The following is a 17,619-nucleotide window of genomic DNA, read 5'->3' as shown; positions in this document are numbered from 1 at the left end:
CGGGCGGAAGTTGGGTCATGTGAAACCCGCGGTCGCCGTTGTGTCGCGCCCGGGACGGGCGGGATGCGGCGGGTTTCAATGAGGGGATCGATCGCCGAGCCTTCTCCACAAAGGAGCGCGTGCCTGGACGGAAGGCCGGACACGTGGAGCCTGCTTCGGCGGGCCCAGTGGGTTCCTTGATCGGGATCAAGAAAGCGCGTCGGCATCTCGCGACTTTTCGTAACGCGGCGTCACGGCACCTGCCATGACGCCGCCAACGGCCTGAACGGCCGCACGGGTCAGTCGATCGCGCGCATCGCGTGGCGCAGCTCCTGATAGCTGCGCAGCCCCGCGACGCCGAGCTCGCGGCCGATCCCGCTGAGCCCGAAGCCGCCCCAGCACACGTGCGGGTAGATGAGCTGCGGCGCATTGATCCACACGAGCCCCGCGCGCACGCGCTTCTTGAACTGCTGCGCGATGCCCGCATCGCGCGTCACGACGGTCGCGACGAGCCCGTAGCGCGTGTCGTTGGCGAGCGCGATCGCCTCGTCGTCGGTGCGGAACGATTTCACGCACGCGACGGGGCCGAATACTTCGTCGGTCCACAGCGGGTTGTCGGCGGCCGGTTCGGCGATCACGACGGGCGCCATGAAGAAGCCTTCTGCGCCGGCGTCTGCGACACGGCCGCTGAACGCGACGCGTGCACCCGCAACGATGCCGCGCTTGAGCATCGCTTCGACGCGCGCCTGATGCGCGGCCGAGATCAATGGCCCCATCGCCACCTGTTCCGCGGCAGGCGGCGCGACGACGAGTGCGCGCACGGCCGTCTCGAACGCGGCCATGAAGCTGCGGTACACGCTGTCGTGTACGAGGATGCGCGCGGTGGCCGAGCACATCTGGCCTGCATTCGTGAACGCGCCCGCGACCGCGAGCGACACCGCGATGTCGAGATCGGCGTCCTCGCGCACGATCAGCGACGACTTGCCGCCGAGTTCGAGCGTCACGCGCTTCATGTCCTCGGCCGCGGCCTGCATGACCTTGCGGCCGGCCGCCGTGCTGCCGGTAAACGAGATCTTGTCGATCAGCGGATGCGCGGTCAGCGCCGCGCCGATGTCGGCGCCGCCGTTCACGACGTTGACGACGCCGGCCGGTACGCCGGCCTCGGCGACGATGTCGAGCAACGCATGTTCGGTCGGCGACGTGAGCTCGGACGGCTTGAGCACGACCGCGCAGCCGGCTGCGAGCGCGGGCGCGAGCTTCCACGCGGTCGTGACCATCGGGAAGTTCCACGGCATGACCAGCGCGGCGACACCGACTGCGTCGTAGAAGCGTTCGGCCGTGACGGCATCGCTCGGCAGCGCGACCGGTTCGGCCGCGAACAGCGCCGGGTCTTCGCACAGCTTCGCGTAGTAAGCGAACGTCGCGGCGACATCGCCGACGTCGGCCTCGGCCTCGAACGGCGGCTTGCCGCTCACCTGCATCTGCAGCGCCGCGAGGCGGTCGCGTTCGGCTTCGACGCGCTCGGCGATCTTCGCGAGAATGCGGCCGCGCTCGGCGGGCGGCGTGTCGCGCCAGCCGGCGAAGGCATCGCGCGCGGCGCGCGCCGCGGCATCGACGTGCGCGGCCGTCGCGAATTCCTGCCAGCCGATCGCGGCGCCGGTCGACGCGTTGAAGATCGGTGCGCCGGCCGCATCGGAATGCGTGCGCACGGGCTGGCCGGCGATGCGCGCCGCAGGCAGCACGAACGTGGCGGTGGAACGGGAAAGCTCGGCGGTGGACATGAGGGTCATCCTGTCGGTCGGGTTAGCGGTAGGCGACGCCCGGCATCACGCAGAGCATCTCGAACGCGAGGTTCGCGCCCGTGAGCGCGGTGGTGCCGGTCGGGTCGTACGGCGGCGACACTTCGACGAGGTCCGCGCCGACGATGTTCAAGCCCTTCATCCCGCGCACGATCTCGAGGCCCTGCTGCACGGTGAGGCCGCCGATTTCCGGCGTGCCGGTGCCGGGCGCGAACGACGGATCGAGGCCGTCGATGTCGAAGCTGAGATACACGGGCGTGTCGCCGACGCGTTCGCGCACCTGCGCCATCAGCGGCGCGAGCGACTGGTTCCAGCATGCTTCCGCCTGCACGACGGTAAAGCCCTGCTGGCGGCACCAGTCGAAATCGTCCGCGTGGTAGCCGGTGCCGCGCAGGCCGATCTGCGTGACCTTGTCGCATTGCAGCAGGCCGTCTTCCACCGCGCGGCGGAATGGCGTGCCGTGCGCGATCTTCTCGCCGAACATCGTGTCGTTCACGTCTGCGTGCGCGTCGACGTGCACGACGGCGACCTTGCCGTATTTTTTATGCAGCGCGCGCAGGATCGGCCACGCGATCGTGTGGTCGCCGCCGAGCGTGATCGGCCGGCAGCCGTTCGCGACGATCTCGTCGTACGCTTCCTCGATGCGGCGCACCGAGTCCTTCAGGTCGTACGGGTTGGTGGCGACGTCGCCGATGTCGGCCACTTGCAGCGAATCGAACGGCGCGGCGCGCGTGGCCATGTTGTACGGGCGCAGCAGCACGGATTCGGTGCGAATCTGGCGCGGGCCGAAGCGCGAACCCGAGCGGTTCGACGTGCCGAGATCGAGCGGCACGCCGACGAAACACGCGTCGAGGCCGTCGGTCGTGTCGGCCTGCGGCAGGCGCATCATCGTGGCGATGCCGCCAAAGCGCGGCATCTCGTTGCCGCCCATCGGCTGGTTCAGTTCGCGGGGCATGGGGCCGTCTCCTTTGTCTGAGGTAAAGCGATCGGCCGATGGTAGAGGAGAACGCCAGCGCGAAGATTTTGAAGTCGCAACGTTTACATCGACGGGTCTCGATGCGAGTAGCGCCGCGGCATCGAAGCGGCGCTACCGAAGGCGGCGGCGCGGTGAGGTCAGCCGGAGACCGCAGGCTGACCGGGCCGCAGCGCGCCGTCGTGCGATCCGGCGGAAGGGAACGCCGTCGCGGCCGATCCCCATGCGGCAAGCTCGCGCTTGGTGCGCACGCCGAGCTTCGTGAACGCGCGCTTCACGTACGACTCGGCCGACGCGACACGCACGCCGAGGATGTCGGCGGTCTCGGGCACGGTCTTGCCGGAGATCAGGTGCTTGCAGGTTTCGTATTCGCGCTTCGACAGCTTCACGCCGTCGGCCACGATCCGCGCGTCGAACTGTGCGAGCGGATGGACTTCGGGCGTCGGGTGCGCGACGCGCCGCACGGCGGTGGTCGACGCGTGCAGCTCGAGCAGCGGGAACAGCACGTCGCTGATGCTGCGGAAGCGGTTCATCTCGGCGAGCGTGAACGGTGGCCGGTCGCGGCCGCGCTCCAGCGCGATCGAGTGCTGCGAGTAGCGCGTGCCGCGCGCGAGCACGCATTCGTGGCCGATATGCACGTCGTCGAACAGCCGCTGGCGGAATTCGCCAGGCGGGATCGCCGCGATGTCGCGCACGACGAGCATCGTGCCCGTCTTGCCGCGCAGCCCCGCGAACAGCGGGTCGCTGTCGAGAAAGCGCTCGTAGTAGAGCGTCATCACATCCGAGATGTCCGACGTCGCGGGGCCGATGCCGCTGCTGCCGATCCATTCGCATCGATAGCCGGTGGGCATCGTGCCGTCGACGCGCGAGCGTTCGACGTGTGCGACGTCGAGCGGCACCACGTCGTTCAGCAGTTGCGTGAGGCGCGGCACGAAATGCGGCGTGCCGACCGTCTCGATCAGCTCGCCCAGCGCCTTGAACGACACGTTGAAACGGTCGTTGTCGCGGTGGAAGGGGTTCACGTTGAGCAGCATGCGGTTCCCCGGTGAGAAGCGGCGGGATTGTAGCGGTTGCAACGAAGAGCGTCATTAGGGGGAAACACCGGCAGGTGTCCTTGCGACTTTAGCGCCCCCGCAAAACACCGCTTGTCCCCCCTGAAGGGGGGCATACCGGGGCCGTGTAAATGAGTAACTTTGTCTCTGCTTTTTTCAATCAAGAGACGAAAGATTCCGATGACCAAACTGATCAAGGACATCCTGCCGCTGGGCGCAGGCGTGGGCGAATTCACGAAGCTCGACTTCGGGATGGACGAAAGCGACTGGCGCGCGGCAGAAGGCAAGAGCGGCAACTACATCATCGGCTGGTGGGAAGGCAAGGTCGGCTCGGTGGAGTTTCCGGAAACCGCGGCCGACGAAGCGGTGTGGCTCGTCGAGGGCCGGATCGCACTGACCGACGTCGAAGGCAACCGCAAGGAATTCACGCCGGGCCAGGGCTACCTGCTGCCGGCCGGCTTCGCGGGCCGCTGGGAGACGATCGAGGACGCGAAGAAGTTCTACGTGCTGCTCGAGAAGTCGTGATGTCAGAAACCGCCGCCGTGGCGTCGTCGTCCGTGTGACGCGAACCCGGCGGCGGTTTCGTTTTCGCGTGTGATGGCTGGGATCATGGAAATGGAAGTCAACGAAGCAAAACAGACCGCGCCGGTTCAGGCCCACGCCATGCGTGGTGCGCCGGTCGCACTGGGCGCCGAGGCGGCGCTCGCGAATACGAAGCTGTTCCCGTACTGGCTCGACAACCCGGCCGCGCCGGCGACCGAGCCGGAGCTCGTCGGCGACGTGACGGCCGACCTGCTGATCGTCGGCGGCGGCTTCACGGGGCTGTGGTCGGCCGTGCAGGCGAAGGAACAGATGCCGCACCTGAACGTGGTGCTGATCGAGGCCGGCAAGGTTGCGCACGGCGCATCGGGCCGCGCGGGCGGGATCATCTCGACGTCGGTGATGCACGGGCTGCCGAATGCGGTGCGCGTGTTCCCGAACGACATCGCGCAGCTCGAGGAATTCGGCCATCACAACCTCGACGGGTTCGAGGAAACGCTGAAGCGCTACGACATCGACGCCGACATCGAATGGAACGGCGAGATGACGGTGGCGGTCGATCCCGAGCATATCGCGCACCTGAAGGGCGATTACGACCTGCATCGCGAGTACGGCCACAACGTCGTGCTGCTGAACCGCGATGAAACGCTCGAACAACTGAATTCGCCGCTGTTCGCGGGCGCGCTGTGGTCGCGCAACCGCAGCGGGATCGTGCATCCGGCGAAGCTAGCGTGGGGGCTGAAGCGCGCGGCATTGTCGCTCGGCGTGAAGCTGTACGAGCACACGCCGCTCACGAGTGTGACCGACGAAGGCAGCACGGTCTATGTGAAGACGCCGAAGGGCAGCGTGCGCGCGCCGCGCGTCGTATTCGGCAGCGGCACCGCGAAGGTCGGGATTCCCGACATCAACCGCCGCGTGATGCAGGTGCGCGACCACGTGCTCGCGACCGAGCCGCTCACCGATGAGCAGCTCGCGCGGATCGGCTGGAAGAATCGCCAGGGCGTGTACGACACGCGCACGCAGCTCAACTATTTCCGCCTGACGAAGAACAACAACATCATCTTCGGCGGCCTGGTGAGCTATCACTTCGACGGCGACCCGGAGCCGCACCAGGACGGCCAGCGCGACACCTACTACCGGCTCGCGGAAGCGTTCTACCGCACCTTCCCGCAACTGAGCGACGTGCGCTTCTCGCACGCGTGGGGCGGCCCGATCGACTACTGCTCGCGCGGCTCGGTGTTCGCGAAGCGCTATCTCGGCGACAAGGCCGTGTTCGTCGCCGGCTATACGGGTTTCGGCGTCGCGGCGAGCCGGTTTGGCGCGTTCATGGGGCTGAACATCCTGTTCGACCGCGACAGCCCCGAGCGCAAGCTCGACATCGCGAACCAGAGCCCGAGCTACATCCCGCCCGAGCCGATGCGCTGGGTCGCCGCGAAGATCACGTTCCATGCGTTCGACGGCGCGGATGCCGAAGGCGGCTGGAAGCGCGCATGGATCAGCGGCCTCAAGGCGATGGGCTTCCCGATGTAAACGACGCGGCGGCCCGGGCCGGCCGCCGCCATACCAAGCTCCCTTGAGGAGACGGTCCGCGCTGCGGACACGGAGAGAGACATCGCATGAACGTAGTGAACCTTCAAGATGAAGCGCGACAGGAAAGCGCGCCGTTCGTCGTCGTGATGCTGCTGCTCGGCATCCTCGGGCCGACGGTCTTCCTCGGCTTGCCCGCGATCGTTGGGCAGGTCGAGCGCCATTGGGGCTTCGGCGAAGCGGCGCTCGGGCTGTCCAGTTTTGTCGAGGTGCTCGGCGAATCGACGGGCACGCTGCTCGTCGCGTTCGTGCTCGGCCGCCAGCCGGTCCGGCTCGTGCTCGCGGGCGCGGTGACGCTCGCGGCCGGCGCGAACCTCGGCACGCTCGCGACGCACGGGCTCGTCGCGTATTCGACGCTGCAGTTCATCGCGGGCGTCGGTTCGGGCGGGCTGAACGGCATCGCGCTGCGCTACCTGTCGTACTCGCGCGCGCCGGAGCGCAATCTCGGGATGATGCTGATGGGGCAGGTGATGTGGAGCATGGTGCTGCTCGCCTACATCTTCCCGATGCTGAGCGGCGCATGGGGCGCGCATGGCGTGTTCGGTTTCGTCGCGTGCGTGCTCGGCATGTTCGTGCTCGCGACGCCGCTGTTTCGCCGCGGCGAGACGCTGGCTGCGCCGACGCCGGCCGGGCTCGCCGGCCGCATCGACCGCAAGGGCGCGATGCTCGTGCTGTGCGCGCAGCTCGCGCTGTACGGCGGGGTCGGCGTCGTATGGACCTTCCTCGAGAAGATCGGCACCGAAGCAGGCCTGAGCGGCAAGTCGGTGTCGCTCGTGCTCGGCATCGCAAACGTCGCGAGCCTCGTGATCTGCGCGGCGATGCCGAAGCTCGGCGCGGGCGCGGGCCTGCGCCGCTGGACGCTCGTGAACCTCGGCGGCTGCGCGGTCGCGGCCGTGCTGCTCGCGATGCCGGCGTCGGTCGCGACGTTCGCGCTCGGCGCGATCGTATTCATCGGCTGCTGGACGGGTGGCGCGCTGCTGATCTATGCAACGATTCCGCAGTACGACCTGATCGGCAAGTCGGCCGCGCTGTCGCCTGGCTGCGTCGCGCTCGGCTATGGCGTCGGTTCGGTCGCGGGTGGCTCGCTGATCGAGAGCGCGGGTACGCAAGCGGCGCTGATCGCGGCGATCGTGCTGTGCGCGGTGGCGTTCCTCTGCTACGGGCGGCTGCGACCTGCGGTGTTCGGCATGGAACGCGCGCTCGCGGCGACACCCGAGTAACGGTTGCGGCGCGCGCCGCTGCCGATGGCGGCGCGTGTCCGATTCGATTCATCGGCGAAGGCGGGCGGCGTGGCGCGCGATGCGCGTCGTGCCGGCCGGGCAACGCGCGCACGCGCAGCGGCTTCTGCATGTTTTCGAATACCACCGATCTCGATCTCCGGCTCATCCGGGTTTTTCTGGCCGTCGTCGACGCACGCGGCATCACGGCCGCCGAGGCGTCGCTCGGCGTGCGGCAGTCGACGATCAGCACGCAGTTGTCGGCGCTCGAAGCGCGCGTCGGCTTCAAGCTGTGCGATCGCGGGCGCGGCGGCTTTCGCCTGACGTCGAAGGGCGAACGCTTCGTGGCCACCGCGCGCACGCTCGTCGCGGCGACGTCCGAATTCGTCGCGCGCGTGCGCGACATCGACCGCAAGCTGGTCGGCACGTTGTCGATCGGCCTGATCGGCCAGGCGCCGCTCGTCGAGAATGCGCGCGTCGCCGACGCGATCGGCGCATTCCGCAAGCGCGACCAGGCCGTCACGTTCTCGATGAAGGTCGCATCGCCGCAGGAGCTCGAGGAAAGCCTCGTGAACAACCAGCTCGATCTCGCGATCGGCTATTTCTGGCATCGCGTTCCGGGCCTGCTCTACACGCCGCTCTTCACCGAGCAGCAGGTGATCTACTGCGGGCGCGGGCACCCGCTGTTTCATGCGTCGCGGCCGGTGTCGGCGGACGACCTGCAGATCCATGACTGGGTATGGCGCACCTATCCGGTGCCGGAGGAGCAGTATCCGCTGCCCGAGCGGCGCGTGACCGCGAGCGCGGACAGCATCGAGGCCGCGACGATCCTGATCCTGTCCGGCGGCCATCTCGGCTACCTGCCCGCGCATTACGCGGAGCCGTTCGAGCAGCGCGGGCTCGTGAAGGCCGTCGGCCGCACGACGTTCAGCTTCGACGTGCCGCTGCATCTCGCGATGAAGCGCAGCACGAGCGACAAGCCGATCGTCGACGCGTTCTGCGAGGATCTGCTGCGCGCATTCAACATCAAGGCGGCCGCGCTGGCGGCCTAGGCCTGCGTCCTGCCGGCTCAGCAGTCGACGAGCACCCAGTCGAACAGCTCGCGGCGCGTGCGCACGCCGAGCTTCGCGAACGCGCGCTTCACGTACGACTCGGCGGTCGACAGCTTCACGTCGAGCTGCTGCGCGGCTTCGGGCACCGAGCGTCCGCACAGCATCAGCCGGCAGATCTCGTGCTCGCGGCGCGACAGCTGCACGTCCTGTCGTTCGAGGCGCGTATCGAAACCGGCCTGCGATGCCGCGTTCGGCGAGACCGACGCGACACGCCGCGCGGCGCACGTGCGCGCATGCAGCTCGAACATCGGAAACAGCAAGTCGACCATCTGCCGGAAGTGGAACAGCTCGTCCGTCGTGAACGCGGCCTGCCCGCCGGCGCGCGCGAGCCCGAGCGCGTACTGCACGTGCGCGTTGCCGTGCACCAGCACGCATTCCTGCGCGATGCCCGGCTCGTCGAAGATCCGGCGGCGGAAGTCGCCGTTCGCGAGCCCGTCGATATGGCGCTGCACGAGCAGCGTGCCGGCCTTGCCGCGCAGCGGCGCGAACAGCGGATCGACGTGGCAGTAGTCCTGGTAGTAGACGTCCATCACGCGCAGCGTGTCCGCCGGGAAGCGCATGCTGCCGCTGCCGAGCCATTCGACGACATGGCCCGACGCGCTGCCCGTGTCGGCGCGCCAGCGTTCGAGATGCACGGCGTCGGCCGCGATGCTGTCGTTCACGAACGCCGTGACCGCGCCGACGAAGCCCGGCGTGCCAACCGCGCGGATTGTCGCGCCGAGCGTATCGGGGCGCACGCCGACCAGGTAGTGGCCGTGCGCGGCGGGATCGGGATGAAGAAGTCGCATGGTCGGACGGGGGCGGGCGGATGACAGCGCGACGTTACGCGAAGCGCGTGCGCGCGTCTGCCGGGAATTCACCGGATAAAAGCGCCGATTTTGCGCGTTGTCCCCACAATGACGACACGGTGTGTGCGCGCCGCGCCGGAATTCGCAAAAGCCCCCGCGTCGGGGGGGCAGACCCGTGCGAATCGTCTGTCTATAGTGAAAGCACTTCGAAAACCTGATCACCATAGAGGACAGGCAATGCAGATTCAACCGACGCAGGCCGCCGCGACGCCGGCGGATTTCGTTCTGACCAATGCGAAGGTCTACACCGTCGATCCGCATCGGCCGTGGGCGCAGGCCGTCGCCGTGCGCGACGGCCGGATCGTCCAGGTTGGCGACACGGCGGCCGTGCAGGCGTACGTCGGCGCGAAGACGAAGGTCGTCGACGCGGCCGGCCGGCTCGTGCTGCCGGGCTTCGTCGAATCGCACTGGCACTTCGAGACGACCGCGTTCGCGTTCCAGGCGTTCGTGAACCATGAGGATCCGCAGAAGGTGCTCGCCGCGCTGCGCGCGTACGTCGAGTCGCATCCGGACGAGCCGGCGATCACCGGGATGGGCTGGGTGCAGGCGACGATTCCGCCGGCGCTGCTGCGCAAGGAGACGCTCGACGCGATCTGCGCGGATCGCCCCGTGTGCCTGCTGTCGACCGATTTCCATTCGATGTGGGTGAACTCGAAGGCGCTGGAGATCGCCGGTATCGATGCGTCGACGCCGCCCGTGCAGGAAGGCGCGAGCTGGTTCGAGAAGGACGCGGTGACGGGCGAGCCGACCGGCCTGATCGTCGACGGCGCCGCGTATTCGTTGCTGATGCAACGGATCAGCGCGGCCGGCCTGCTGCCGACCGGCATCGACCTGTACCTGAAATCGATTCCGCCGTGGCAGAAGAAGCTGTGCGCGGCCGGCGTGACGACCGTATTCGACGCGGGCTTCTTCGACCCGAGCGGCGACCAGTCGCTGCTGTACGAGACGCTGCAGACGATGGAGCGCGCGGGCGACCTGAAGCTGCGCGTGGTCGGCAGCGTCGCGGTGATCGGCGAGATCGACGATCCGGTCGGCACGCTCGTCCAATATCGCGAGCAATACGATTCGCCGCTCGTGAAGGCGCGCGCGCTGAAGCTGTTCCTCGACGGCACCGAGGCAAACCACACCGCGTACCTGCTCGAACCGTACGCGGACCGCCCCGACACCTGCGGCGCGCCGACGATGCCGGCCGACACGTTCAACCGCTATCTGGTCGAAGCCGATCGCGCGAACGCGAACGTGATGGTCCACTGCGTCGGCGATGCGGCCGTGCGGATGGCGCTCGACGGCTTCGACGAGGTCAACCGCTCGAACCCGCCGCGCGACCGCCGCCACGTGATTACGCACGCGTTCCTCACGCATCCGGACGACATCCCGCGCTTTCGCCGCGCGGGCGTGATGGCGAACACGCAGCTGCAATGGGGCGTGGTCGACGCGTACACCGAGCAGCTGCGCGACCACTATGGCCACGAGCGCTGGAGCAACATGTACAAGTTCCGCACGTTCCTCGACGAAGGCGTGACGGTGTCGATCGGTATGGACGGCCTCGCGTGCCAGTGCCGCTGCCAGCACAAGCCGCTCGAACACATCGAGTCGGGCCATACGCGCCAGCTCGCGGGCGAGCCCGATGCGCCGGTGTTCCCGGACATCGCCGAGCGCCTGAGCATTCCGCAGCTGATCGCCGCGTACACGATCCACGGCGCGTACCAGCTCGGGATGGAGCACGAGGTCGGCTCGCTGACGCCCGGCAAGCGCGCGGATCTGGTGGTGCTCGACAACGACCTGTTCGAGGTCGGCCAGCACGATATCGGCCGTATCGACGTCGCGCTGACGATGATGGACGGCCGCGTCACGCACGTGGGCGAGGATTTCGGTATGCGTACCGGCATGACGGCCGCCTGACCGGGCGCCGGCTGACGGAGCGGTGACGCAGGCTTTCAAACCGCTTCCGTTTTGCGTCGATTGTGCGGCATGTCCCCCTATTGGCAGGGCAGACCGGCCAATTTCCTCTGGATACATTTTTCCGGACCGAAGCACACACCGTTCATCGCGAACGGATCATGATATCGACGGAGGAAAACATGGCAGGGGACTGGAAACATCATCTGAAGACGGCATGCGCGGCGCTCGCGCTGGGCGGGTGCGCGTGGGCCGGCGCGCCCGTCGCGCACGCGGCGGATGTCGTCAACGTGTACAACTGGGGCAACTCGATCGGCAAGGCGACGATCGCGAACTTCGAGAAGGCGACCGGCATCAAGGTCGTCTACCAGGAGTTCGATTCGAACGAGACGCTGCAGGCGAAGCTGCTGTCGGGCACGTCGGGCTACGACGTGGTCGTGCCGTCCGACATCTTCTGGGCGCGGCAGCTGCAGGCCGGCATCTACCGCAAGATCGACAAGAGCCAGGTGTCGAACTACGGGTTGCTCGATCCGGAAATCATGAAGGTGCTGTCGAAGGACGATCCGGGCAACCAGTTCGGCATTCCGTGGACGTGGGGCACCGACGGGCTCGGGATGAACGTCGAGAAGGTGAAGGCCGCGCTCGGCAACGACGCGCCGCTCGACAGCTGGGCGCTGCTGTTCGACCCGAAGTATGCGAAGAAGCTGAAGAGCTGTGGCGTGTCGGTGCTCGATTCGCCGGTCGATGCGTTCGGGATGGCGTTCGTCTACCTGAAGAAGGATCCGAACACGACGAACCCGGCCGACTACCAGGCCGCGTACGAACTGCTGAAGACAGTGCGGCCGTACATCACGCAGTTCAATTCGAGCAGCTACATCAACGATCTCGCGGGCGGCGACATCTGCCTCGCGCTCGGCTGGTCGGGCGACGTGAACTCCGCGCGGATCGCGGCCGCTTCCGCGAAGAAGTCGTATCACATCAAGTACGTGATCCCGACCGAGGGCAGCGCGCTGTGGTTCGACATGATGGCGATCCCGAAGGATTCGCCGCATCCGGATGCCGCGCTGAAGTTCGTCAACTTCGTGCTGTCGGAGAAAGAGAGCGCGAACCTGACCAACGACACGTCGTATCCGTCTGCCGTGCCGTCGTCGAAGCACCTCGTGCGTGCCGAAGTGACGAGCGATCCGGCCGTGTTTCCGCCCGCCGACGTGATCCGCAAGCTGAGCCTCAGCAAGCCGGTTCCGCCTGAGCTGATGCGTCTGCAGAACCGTCTCTGGACGAAGCTGAAGACCGAGTAAGCCGGCCGCCGTTCCCCGCATTCCCGCCTACTTTTCGCGCGCCCCGCCGCTCATCGCGGCGGGCGGGGGCGCGCTCGTCCCGACGATCACCCATCCCATGAAAATCAAACACATGACGGCGCTGTGCCTGCTCGCGTTCGAAGCGGCCTCGGCATTCGCGCACACGCCGCAGGCAACCGATGCGAGCAAGATGAAGGCGCTGCAGGCGCAGGTCACCGCGCTGCAGCAGCAGGTGAACGAACTGCGCGCAAGCATGACGGCATCGAAGGCGCCCGGCGCGGCAACCACCGCCGCATCGGGCGGCGCGACGATCGGCTCGGTCAACACGGCAGCGGCCGCCGCGCCGGCAGCCGATGCGGCGCCCGCATTGACGAACGACGACCTGCAGCAGATGCGCGAGCAGATCGCGAACGCGTCGTTGAAGGTCGACTCGCTGCAGGAAGCCGCGACGACCGGCCCGCTTGCGGGCCTGAGCATCACCGGCTATGTCGATCCCGTGTACCTGTTCAACCGGGCGCAGCGCACGTCCGGCTTCCAGTTCCTGAACCACGATCCGGGCGCGTACGACTACTTCAACAGCACGATCGGCGACGTCTATCTCGACATCAAGAAGACCTTCGGCGTCGGCCCGATGGCGCCGTCGGCGGAGATCGTGATCCAGCCGAACCGCGGTTTCGGCAACGTGTTCAGCAACGCGCACGGTGGCGTGGGCAACAACATCGTCACGCAGGCGCAGGTCAACGTGCCGCTCAGCACGACGCGGACCTTCGAGGTCGGGATGATGCCGAGCCTCGCCGGTTACGAGGTGCAGCCGTCGACCCAGATGCTGACGCTCACGCACGGGCTGCTGTACGACTTCAGCGAGCCGGGCAACCTGATCGGCGTCGGGCTGAAGGGCAACAATGCGGCGATGACGCGCTTCTGGCAGGTGATCATCGGCAACGAGGTGCTGCGCACGGCGGGCGCGATCGCGAACGCGGCGAACAACACGACCAAGACCAACTGGACGCCAACGATCACCGCGCGCTTCGACAACGCGACGTCGACGGCCTTCGACTTCGGCCTCTCCGGGATGCTCGGCCGGCAGTCGCTGTTCTCGCCGTGCGCGGTCGCGGGCGGCTACGGCTACCAGTGCAACGGATCGTCGCCGACCGGCCTCTACAAGTACGTGGAAGCCGACATGACCTATACGCACGACAAGACGCAGGTCAACGCGCAGATCGACTACGGCGAGTTGCAGAAGGGCGCATGGAACGGCGGCACCGCGCGCTGGTACGGGATGTCGCTGCTCGGCCATACGAAGTGGACGACGGCGTGGGTCGGCCGGATGGGCGCGACGCTGCGCTTCGACTACCTGAACAACACGGCGAATGGCGGTGGCGGCACGAACATCCAGTACGGGCTCGCGGGCGGCAACCCGTCGGTGAACGGGTCGAGCGGCTTCGGCATCGATCCGTCGTGCTTCCAGGCCTCGTCGACAAACGGCACCGAGTGCAAGGGCGCGCAGCGTTATGCGATCACGGCCGACCTGTTGTTCTATCCGACGCAGCAGATTACCGTGAAGGTCGAATACCGCCACGACGCGGCGAACCATCCGGTGTTCCTGAAGAGCAACGGCACCTACGCGCGCAGCAACGACCTGGCCGGGATGCAGTTCATCTATTCGTTCTGACGCACCACGTTCCGGGTCGAGCCGGCCCGGACCTCATTCAACACAGGAGATCTGATCTTGAAGCTGCACACCTTCGCGACCGACATCACCGATCCGCGCGAGCGAGGCCGCCTGATCGGCGAGCGCTTCGCGCCCGAGATCCGCGAGACGGTCGCGCTTTATCTCGCGTTCTTTCCGAAGCTCGGCATCGATCCGCAGCGCGCGCGGGAGATCGGCGAAGCGAGTCTTGCCGCGCTCGGCGCATGGTGCCCGCGCCTCGCCGCCGAGGTGGAAGCGATTGCCGACGGCGTCGACTTGCCGCGCTGGCAGCTCGCGTGCCTGAACGCGCGCACCGAGATTCTCGCCACCGCGCCCGCGTCGGCCGAAGGCGAGTGCTCGACGACCGTCTACGCGCCGGCCGGCCCGAACGCGCCGCGCACGCTGCAGACGTGGGACTGGCACGACAGCCTCGCGCCGCAGGGGCTGCTGATGCAGTTCGATACGCCGCACGGCCGCACCGTCAAGCTGTTCTCCGAATTCGGGATGCTGGCGAAGCTCGGCGTCAACAGCGCGGGGCTCGGGCTGCACTTCAACATCCTGCATCACGCGAGCGACAACGACAGTGCCGGCGTGCCCGTTCACGCGATCGCGCGGCGCGTGCTCGAAGATGCGACGACGGTGCAGGAGGCGATCGAACTCGCGCGCACCGCGCGCGTGAGCGCATCGACGGTGCTGACCGTGTTCACGCGGCATGACGCGAACCCGCGCGCGGCGAGCATCGAGCTGAGCCCGTCGGGCGTGGGGGTGGTCGTGCCGCGCCCGGACGGCTGGCTGCTGCATACGAATCACTTCCTCGACCGCGCGTTGAGCGGCGGCGAGTGCATGCCCGACAGCTCGACCACGCGCGAGCGTTTTGCGCACCTGAACGATGTCGTGACCGGCATGACGAGCGCCGACGTGCGCGAGCGCGCGGCCGCGATGTGCGGCGCGGCCGGCGATCAGGCCGTGGTGTGCTTTCATCCGGACCTGTCGATGCCCGACACCGAGCGCTGGGAAACGCTGCTGACCGTCGGCATCGATACCGATGCGTGCGCGCTCGACTACGTGGCCGGCAATCCGCACGACCTCGCGCGCGACGGGTTCCTGCGGTTCTGATCCGCGCGCAACGGAACAGCGGGGCGGCACGCGCGTGCCGCCCTTGCAGCGTTTATGCGTCGATGCGCTCGACTTTGCCGACGAGCAGCCCGTACGACAGGCTACCCACGAGCGCCATCGCGGCGATGTAGGTGATCGCGCGCGAGAAGTCCGCGCCGTTTACGAGCAGCCCGATCACGATCGGCGTCGCGATCGCGGACAGGTTGCCGATCAGGTTGAACACGCCGCCCGTGAGGCCGATCAGCCGCGCGGGCGCGAGCCCCGACACGAGCGACCACGTGATCGATGCGAAGCCGTTGCCGAAGAACGCGATCGTCATGAACGCGATCACCCAGCCCGTCGACGTGACGTAGTTCGCACCGATGATGCAGGTCGAGATCAGCAGCCCCGAGATGATCGGCAGCTTGCGCGCGAAGCCCTGCGACGCGCCGCGGCGCATCAGCCAGTCCGACAGCACGCCCGAGCACAGCACGCCGACGAACGCGGCGAGGAACGGCAGCGACGCGAGAAAGCCAGACTTTATGAAGTCCATCCCGCGATACTTGACGAGATAGGTCGGGAACCACGTGAGGAAGAACCACAGCGTCGAGTTCAGTGCGAACTGGCCGAGATAGATGCCCCACAGCTTGCGCTGGCCGAGCACGACGCCGAGGTCGCGCCACGTCGACGGGGTGCGCTCGCTGCGCGCCGCGACGCGGTCTTCGAGATCGACGAGCCCGCCGCCGTCGCGGATCAGCGCGATCTCGGCCGCGTTGACGCCGCGAAACGCGCGCGGCTCGCGATACACCGCATACCAGATCGCGGCCCACGCGATGCCGGCGAGGCCGGTCGCGACGAACACCATGTGCCAGCCGAGATGCACCTGCAGCCACGCGAGCACCGGCGTGAGGAACGCGAGGCCGACGAACTGGCCCGACGTGTAGCCGCCGATCGCGCTCGCGCGCTCGCGGGTCGGGAACCACGTCGTGACCACGCGGTTGTTGATCGGATAGGCCGGCGCCTCGAGCGCGCCGACCGCGAGGCGCAGCACGATCAGCCCGACGAACGAGCCCGCGAAGCCGAGCAGCAGCGTCGCAGCCGACCACAGCGCCAGCGCGCCCGCATACAGCACGCGCGGCGACACCTTGTCGACGAGCCAGCCGCCCGGAATCTGCATCAGCGCATAGGTCCAGCCGAACGCGGAGAACACGAGGCCCGCGCGGACGGGATCGATGTTCAGTTCACGAAACAGTTCGGGCGCGGCGATCGACAGGTTGCTGCGGTCGAGATAGTTGATCACGACCGTGATGAACAGCAGCGCGAGGATCAGCAGCCGCTTGCGGCTCGGTGGCGTGGTCGCGGCCGCGCGGGCGACGGAACCGGGTGAGGTGCCGGCGTGTGCGGGCAACTGCTCCGGCGGGTTGGCGCGGGTGCGTGACGCGGATTGGGCCACGGTCGTCTCCTGTGTTTTTTGCCCGGTCGGCGCCCGCGAGCGGGGCGGCCGAATCGAATGGCGTTGGAGCGAACGTTAGAGCCGTGGCGCAAAGTGCGTCAACATTTGAACAGGCATCCCTATTAATGGGACGTCGCGCGTTCAATATGTGGGAAAGCGCGGCGGGAACGCCGCATCCGGGATCAGTTGGCCGTCGCTTCCTTCGCGCTGACCCAGCCCTGCACGGCGCCGGCGTGCGGACTGCGATACTGCACTTTCAGCCACTGGAAATCGGCGCTCGCGTCGATCAGTTCCAGCGTGTCGCCGGCGACGACATAGCGACGCGTGGGCGTATCGGTCATCGCGTCGTGCAGCGGCAGGCGCGCCGTGCGCACCTTGAACGTGACCTTGCCGCCGCCGTACGTGTCGGGGCGGCGCGACACGCGTTTGCCGTGCTCGTCGTAGGTCAGCAGCATCGACGACGGGCCCGAATCGCCATCGAGCAGGTCGCGCAGGTTATCCGGCACCGCTTCGCTGGACTGATAGAGATACATCCCGCCGCTTGTGTCGAAGCGGTACGCATCGGTGTACCAGATCGGGCCGCCCCGGCACGAGCTGTAAAGCGTGCGTTCTTTCGGCTTGGCTGACACGTTGATCAGGTCGTCGCAGTTGCCGTGCGGCAGGTTGGCCGCTGGCATGTGCAGCGGCTCGAACTGCTGGCGCGCGGCGTTGTACAGGTAGATGCCGTAGCTGTCGTTGACCATGCCGAGCAACGCGTGCACGGCGAGATCGCGGTGGCCGTCGAAGTTGTAGTCGTCCGACGCGAGGTGATAGTGGCCTTCCTCATCGGCGGCCGTGACGTCGAGCGTCTGGGTTTTCCCGCTCGGCAGGAAGCGGACCGTGATGTGCGCACTGTCGGCGCGCTCGACGCGGGCCGTGACGGTGTCGTCGACCTTGAACGTGAGCAGCGGCCTGGCCGCGTGCGCGGCGGTCGCCATCGATGCGCAAGCAACGAGCAGCAGCGCGGCGAGACGAGGAGGCGTGCGGAATTGCAGGGAACGCGTCATGAGCGGGTGTCGGAACGAAGGTCGAGGATGG

General features: G+C 67.5%; 14 protein-coding genes. 8 read left to right on the top strand and 6 right to left on the bottom strand.

Annotated elements, in window-relative coordinates; all coding sequences use genetic code 11:
- Positions 1–278: 278 nt before the first annotated feature.
- The 3 genes from CUJ89_RS30415 to CUJ89_RS30405 all read right to left on the bottom strand — a co-directional run bounded on the left by CUJ89_RS30415 (position 279) and on the right by CUJ89_RS30405 (position 3,785).
- On the bottom strand, positions 279–1,760 hold the full coding sequence (locus CUJ89_RS30415) for an aldehyde dehydrogenase family protein (RefSeq protein ID WP_114180959.1): 1,482 nt from the start codon (positions 1,758–1,760) through the stop codon (positions 279–281).
- Between the two features lie 22 nt (positions 1,761–1,782).
- Complete coding sequence (gene speB / locus CUJ89_RS30410; protein WP_114180958.1) at positions 1,783–2,733, bottom strand: agmatinase; 951 nt, start codon at positions 2,731–2,733, stop codon at positions 1,783–1,785.
- A gap of 158 nt (positions 2,734–2,891) precedes the next feature.
- Positions 2,892–3,785 carry a helix-turn-helix transcriptional regulator gene (locus tag CUJ89_RS30405; protein WP_114180957.1) on the bottom strand — a complete coding sequence of 298 codons (894 nt, stop codon included), beginning with the start codon at positions 3,783–3,785 and terminating at the stop codon, positions 2,892–2,894.
- 198 nt (positions 3,786–3,983) lie between these two features.
- Between CUJ89_RS30405 and CUJ89_RS30400 the strand changes: the two genes are divergently transcribed.
- The 4 genes from CUJ89_RS30400 (at position 3,984) to CUJ89_RS30385 (ending at position 8,199) form a co-directional block, all read left to right on the top strand.
- Entirely contained in the window at positions 3,984–4,328 is a 345-nt protein-coding gene (locus CUJ89_RS30400) for a cupin domain-containing protein (protein WP_048249140.1), read from the top strand.
- Between the two features lie 84 nt (positions 4,329–4,412).
- On the top strand, positions 4,413–5,873 hold the full coding sequence (locus CUJ89_RS30395; RefSeq protein ID WP_114180956.1) for an NAD(P)/FAD-dependent oxidoreductase: 1,461 nt from the start codon (positions 4,413–4,415) through the stop codon (positions 5,871–5,873).
- Positions 5,874–5,959: 86 nt separating this feature from the next.
- Positions 5,960–7,150 (top strand): MFS transporter, encoded by a 1,191-nt coding sequence (locus CUJ89_RS30390; protein ID WP_114180955.1) that lies wholly within the window; start codon positions 5,960–5,962, stop codon positions 7,148–7,150.
- 128 nt (positions 7,151–7,278) lie between these two features.
- Complete coding sequence (locus CUJ89_RS30385; protein ID WP_114180954.1) at positions 7,279–8,199, top strand: LysR family transcriptional regulator; 921 nt, start codon at positions 7,279–7,281, stop codon at positions 8,197–8,199.
- A gap of 17 nt (positions 8,200–8,216) precedes the next feature.
- Here the strand turns inward: CUJ89_RS30385 and CUJ89_RS30380 are convergent, their stop codons facing one another.
- Entirely contained in the window at positions 8,217–9,047 is an 831-nt protein-coding gene (locus CUJ89_RS30380) for a helix-turn-helix transcriptional regulator (protein ID WP_114180953.1), read from the bottom strand.
- A 237-nt stretch (positions 9,048–9,284) separates the two neighbouring features.
- Here CUJ89_RS30380 and CUJ89_RS30375 point away from each other — a divergent pair, with 237 nt between their 5' ends.
- From CUJ89_RS30375 to CUJ89_RS30360, 4 genes are all read left to right on the top strand, one after another.
- Positions 9,285–11,009 carry an amidohydrolase gene (locus CUJ89_RS30375; RefSeq protein WP_114180952.1) on the top strand — a complete coding sequence of 575 codons (1,725 nt, stop codon included), beginning with the start codon at positions 9,285–9,287 and terminating at the stop codon, positions 11,007–11,009.
- Between the two features lie 179 nt (positions 11,010–11,188).
- Positions 11,189–12,304, top strand: coding sequence for a polyamine ABC transporter substrate-binding protein (locus tag CUJ89_RS30370; protein WP_114180951.1), 1,116 nt, complete (start codon positions 11,189–11,191; stop codon positions 12,302–12,304).
- Between the two features lie 97 nt (positions 12,305–12,401).
- Positions 12,402–13,976 (top strand): DUF3138 family protein, encoded by a 1,575-nt coding sequence (locus tag CUJ89_RS30365; RefSeq protein ID WP_114180950.1) that lies wholly within the window; start codon positions 12,402–12,404, stop codon positions 13,974–13,976.
- A 57-nt stretch (positions 13,977–14,033) separates the two neighbouring features.
- On the top strand, positions 14,034–15,110 hold the full coding sequence (locus tag CUJ89_RS30360; RefSeq protein ID WP_114180949.1) for a C45 family autoproteolytic acyltransferase/hydolase: 1,077 nt from the start codon (positions 14,034–14,036) through the stop codon (positions 15,108–15,110).
- A 52-nt stretch (positions 15,111–15,162) separates the two neighbouring features.
- On the opposite strand, the gene CUJ89_RS30355 is transcribed toward CUJ89_RS30360, so the two are convergent.
- Positions 15,163–16,542 (bottom strand): MFS transporter, encoded by a 1,380-nt coding sequence (locus CUJ89_RS30355; RefSeq protein WP_114180948.1) that lies wholly within the window; start codon positions 16,540–16,542, stop codon positions 15,163–15,165.
- A gap of 182 nt (positions 16,543–16,724) precedes the next feature.
- Positions 16,725–17,588 carry an XAC2610-related protein gene (locus CUJ89_RS30350; RefSeq protein WP_114180947.1) on the bottom strand — a complete coding sequence of 288 codons (864 nt, stop codon included), beginning with the start codon at positions 17,586–17,588 and terminating at the stop codon, positions 16,725–16,727.
- Positions 17,589–17,619: the final 31 nt, after the last annotated feature.

This window comes from Burkholderia pyrrocinia, assembly GCF_003330765.1.
GTDB classification, from domain to species: domain Bacteria; phylum Pseudomonadota; class Gammaproteobacteria; order Burkholderiales; family Burkholderiaceae; genus Burkholderia; species Burkholderia pyrrocinia_B.
The sequence above is the reverse complement of the archived record's forward strand: the minus strand, read 5'-3'. Positions and strand labels throughout refer to the sequence as shown.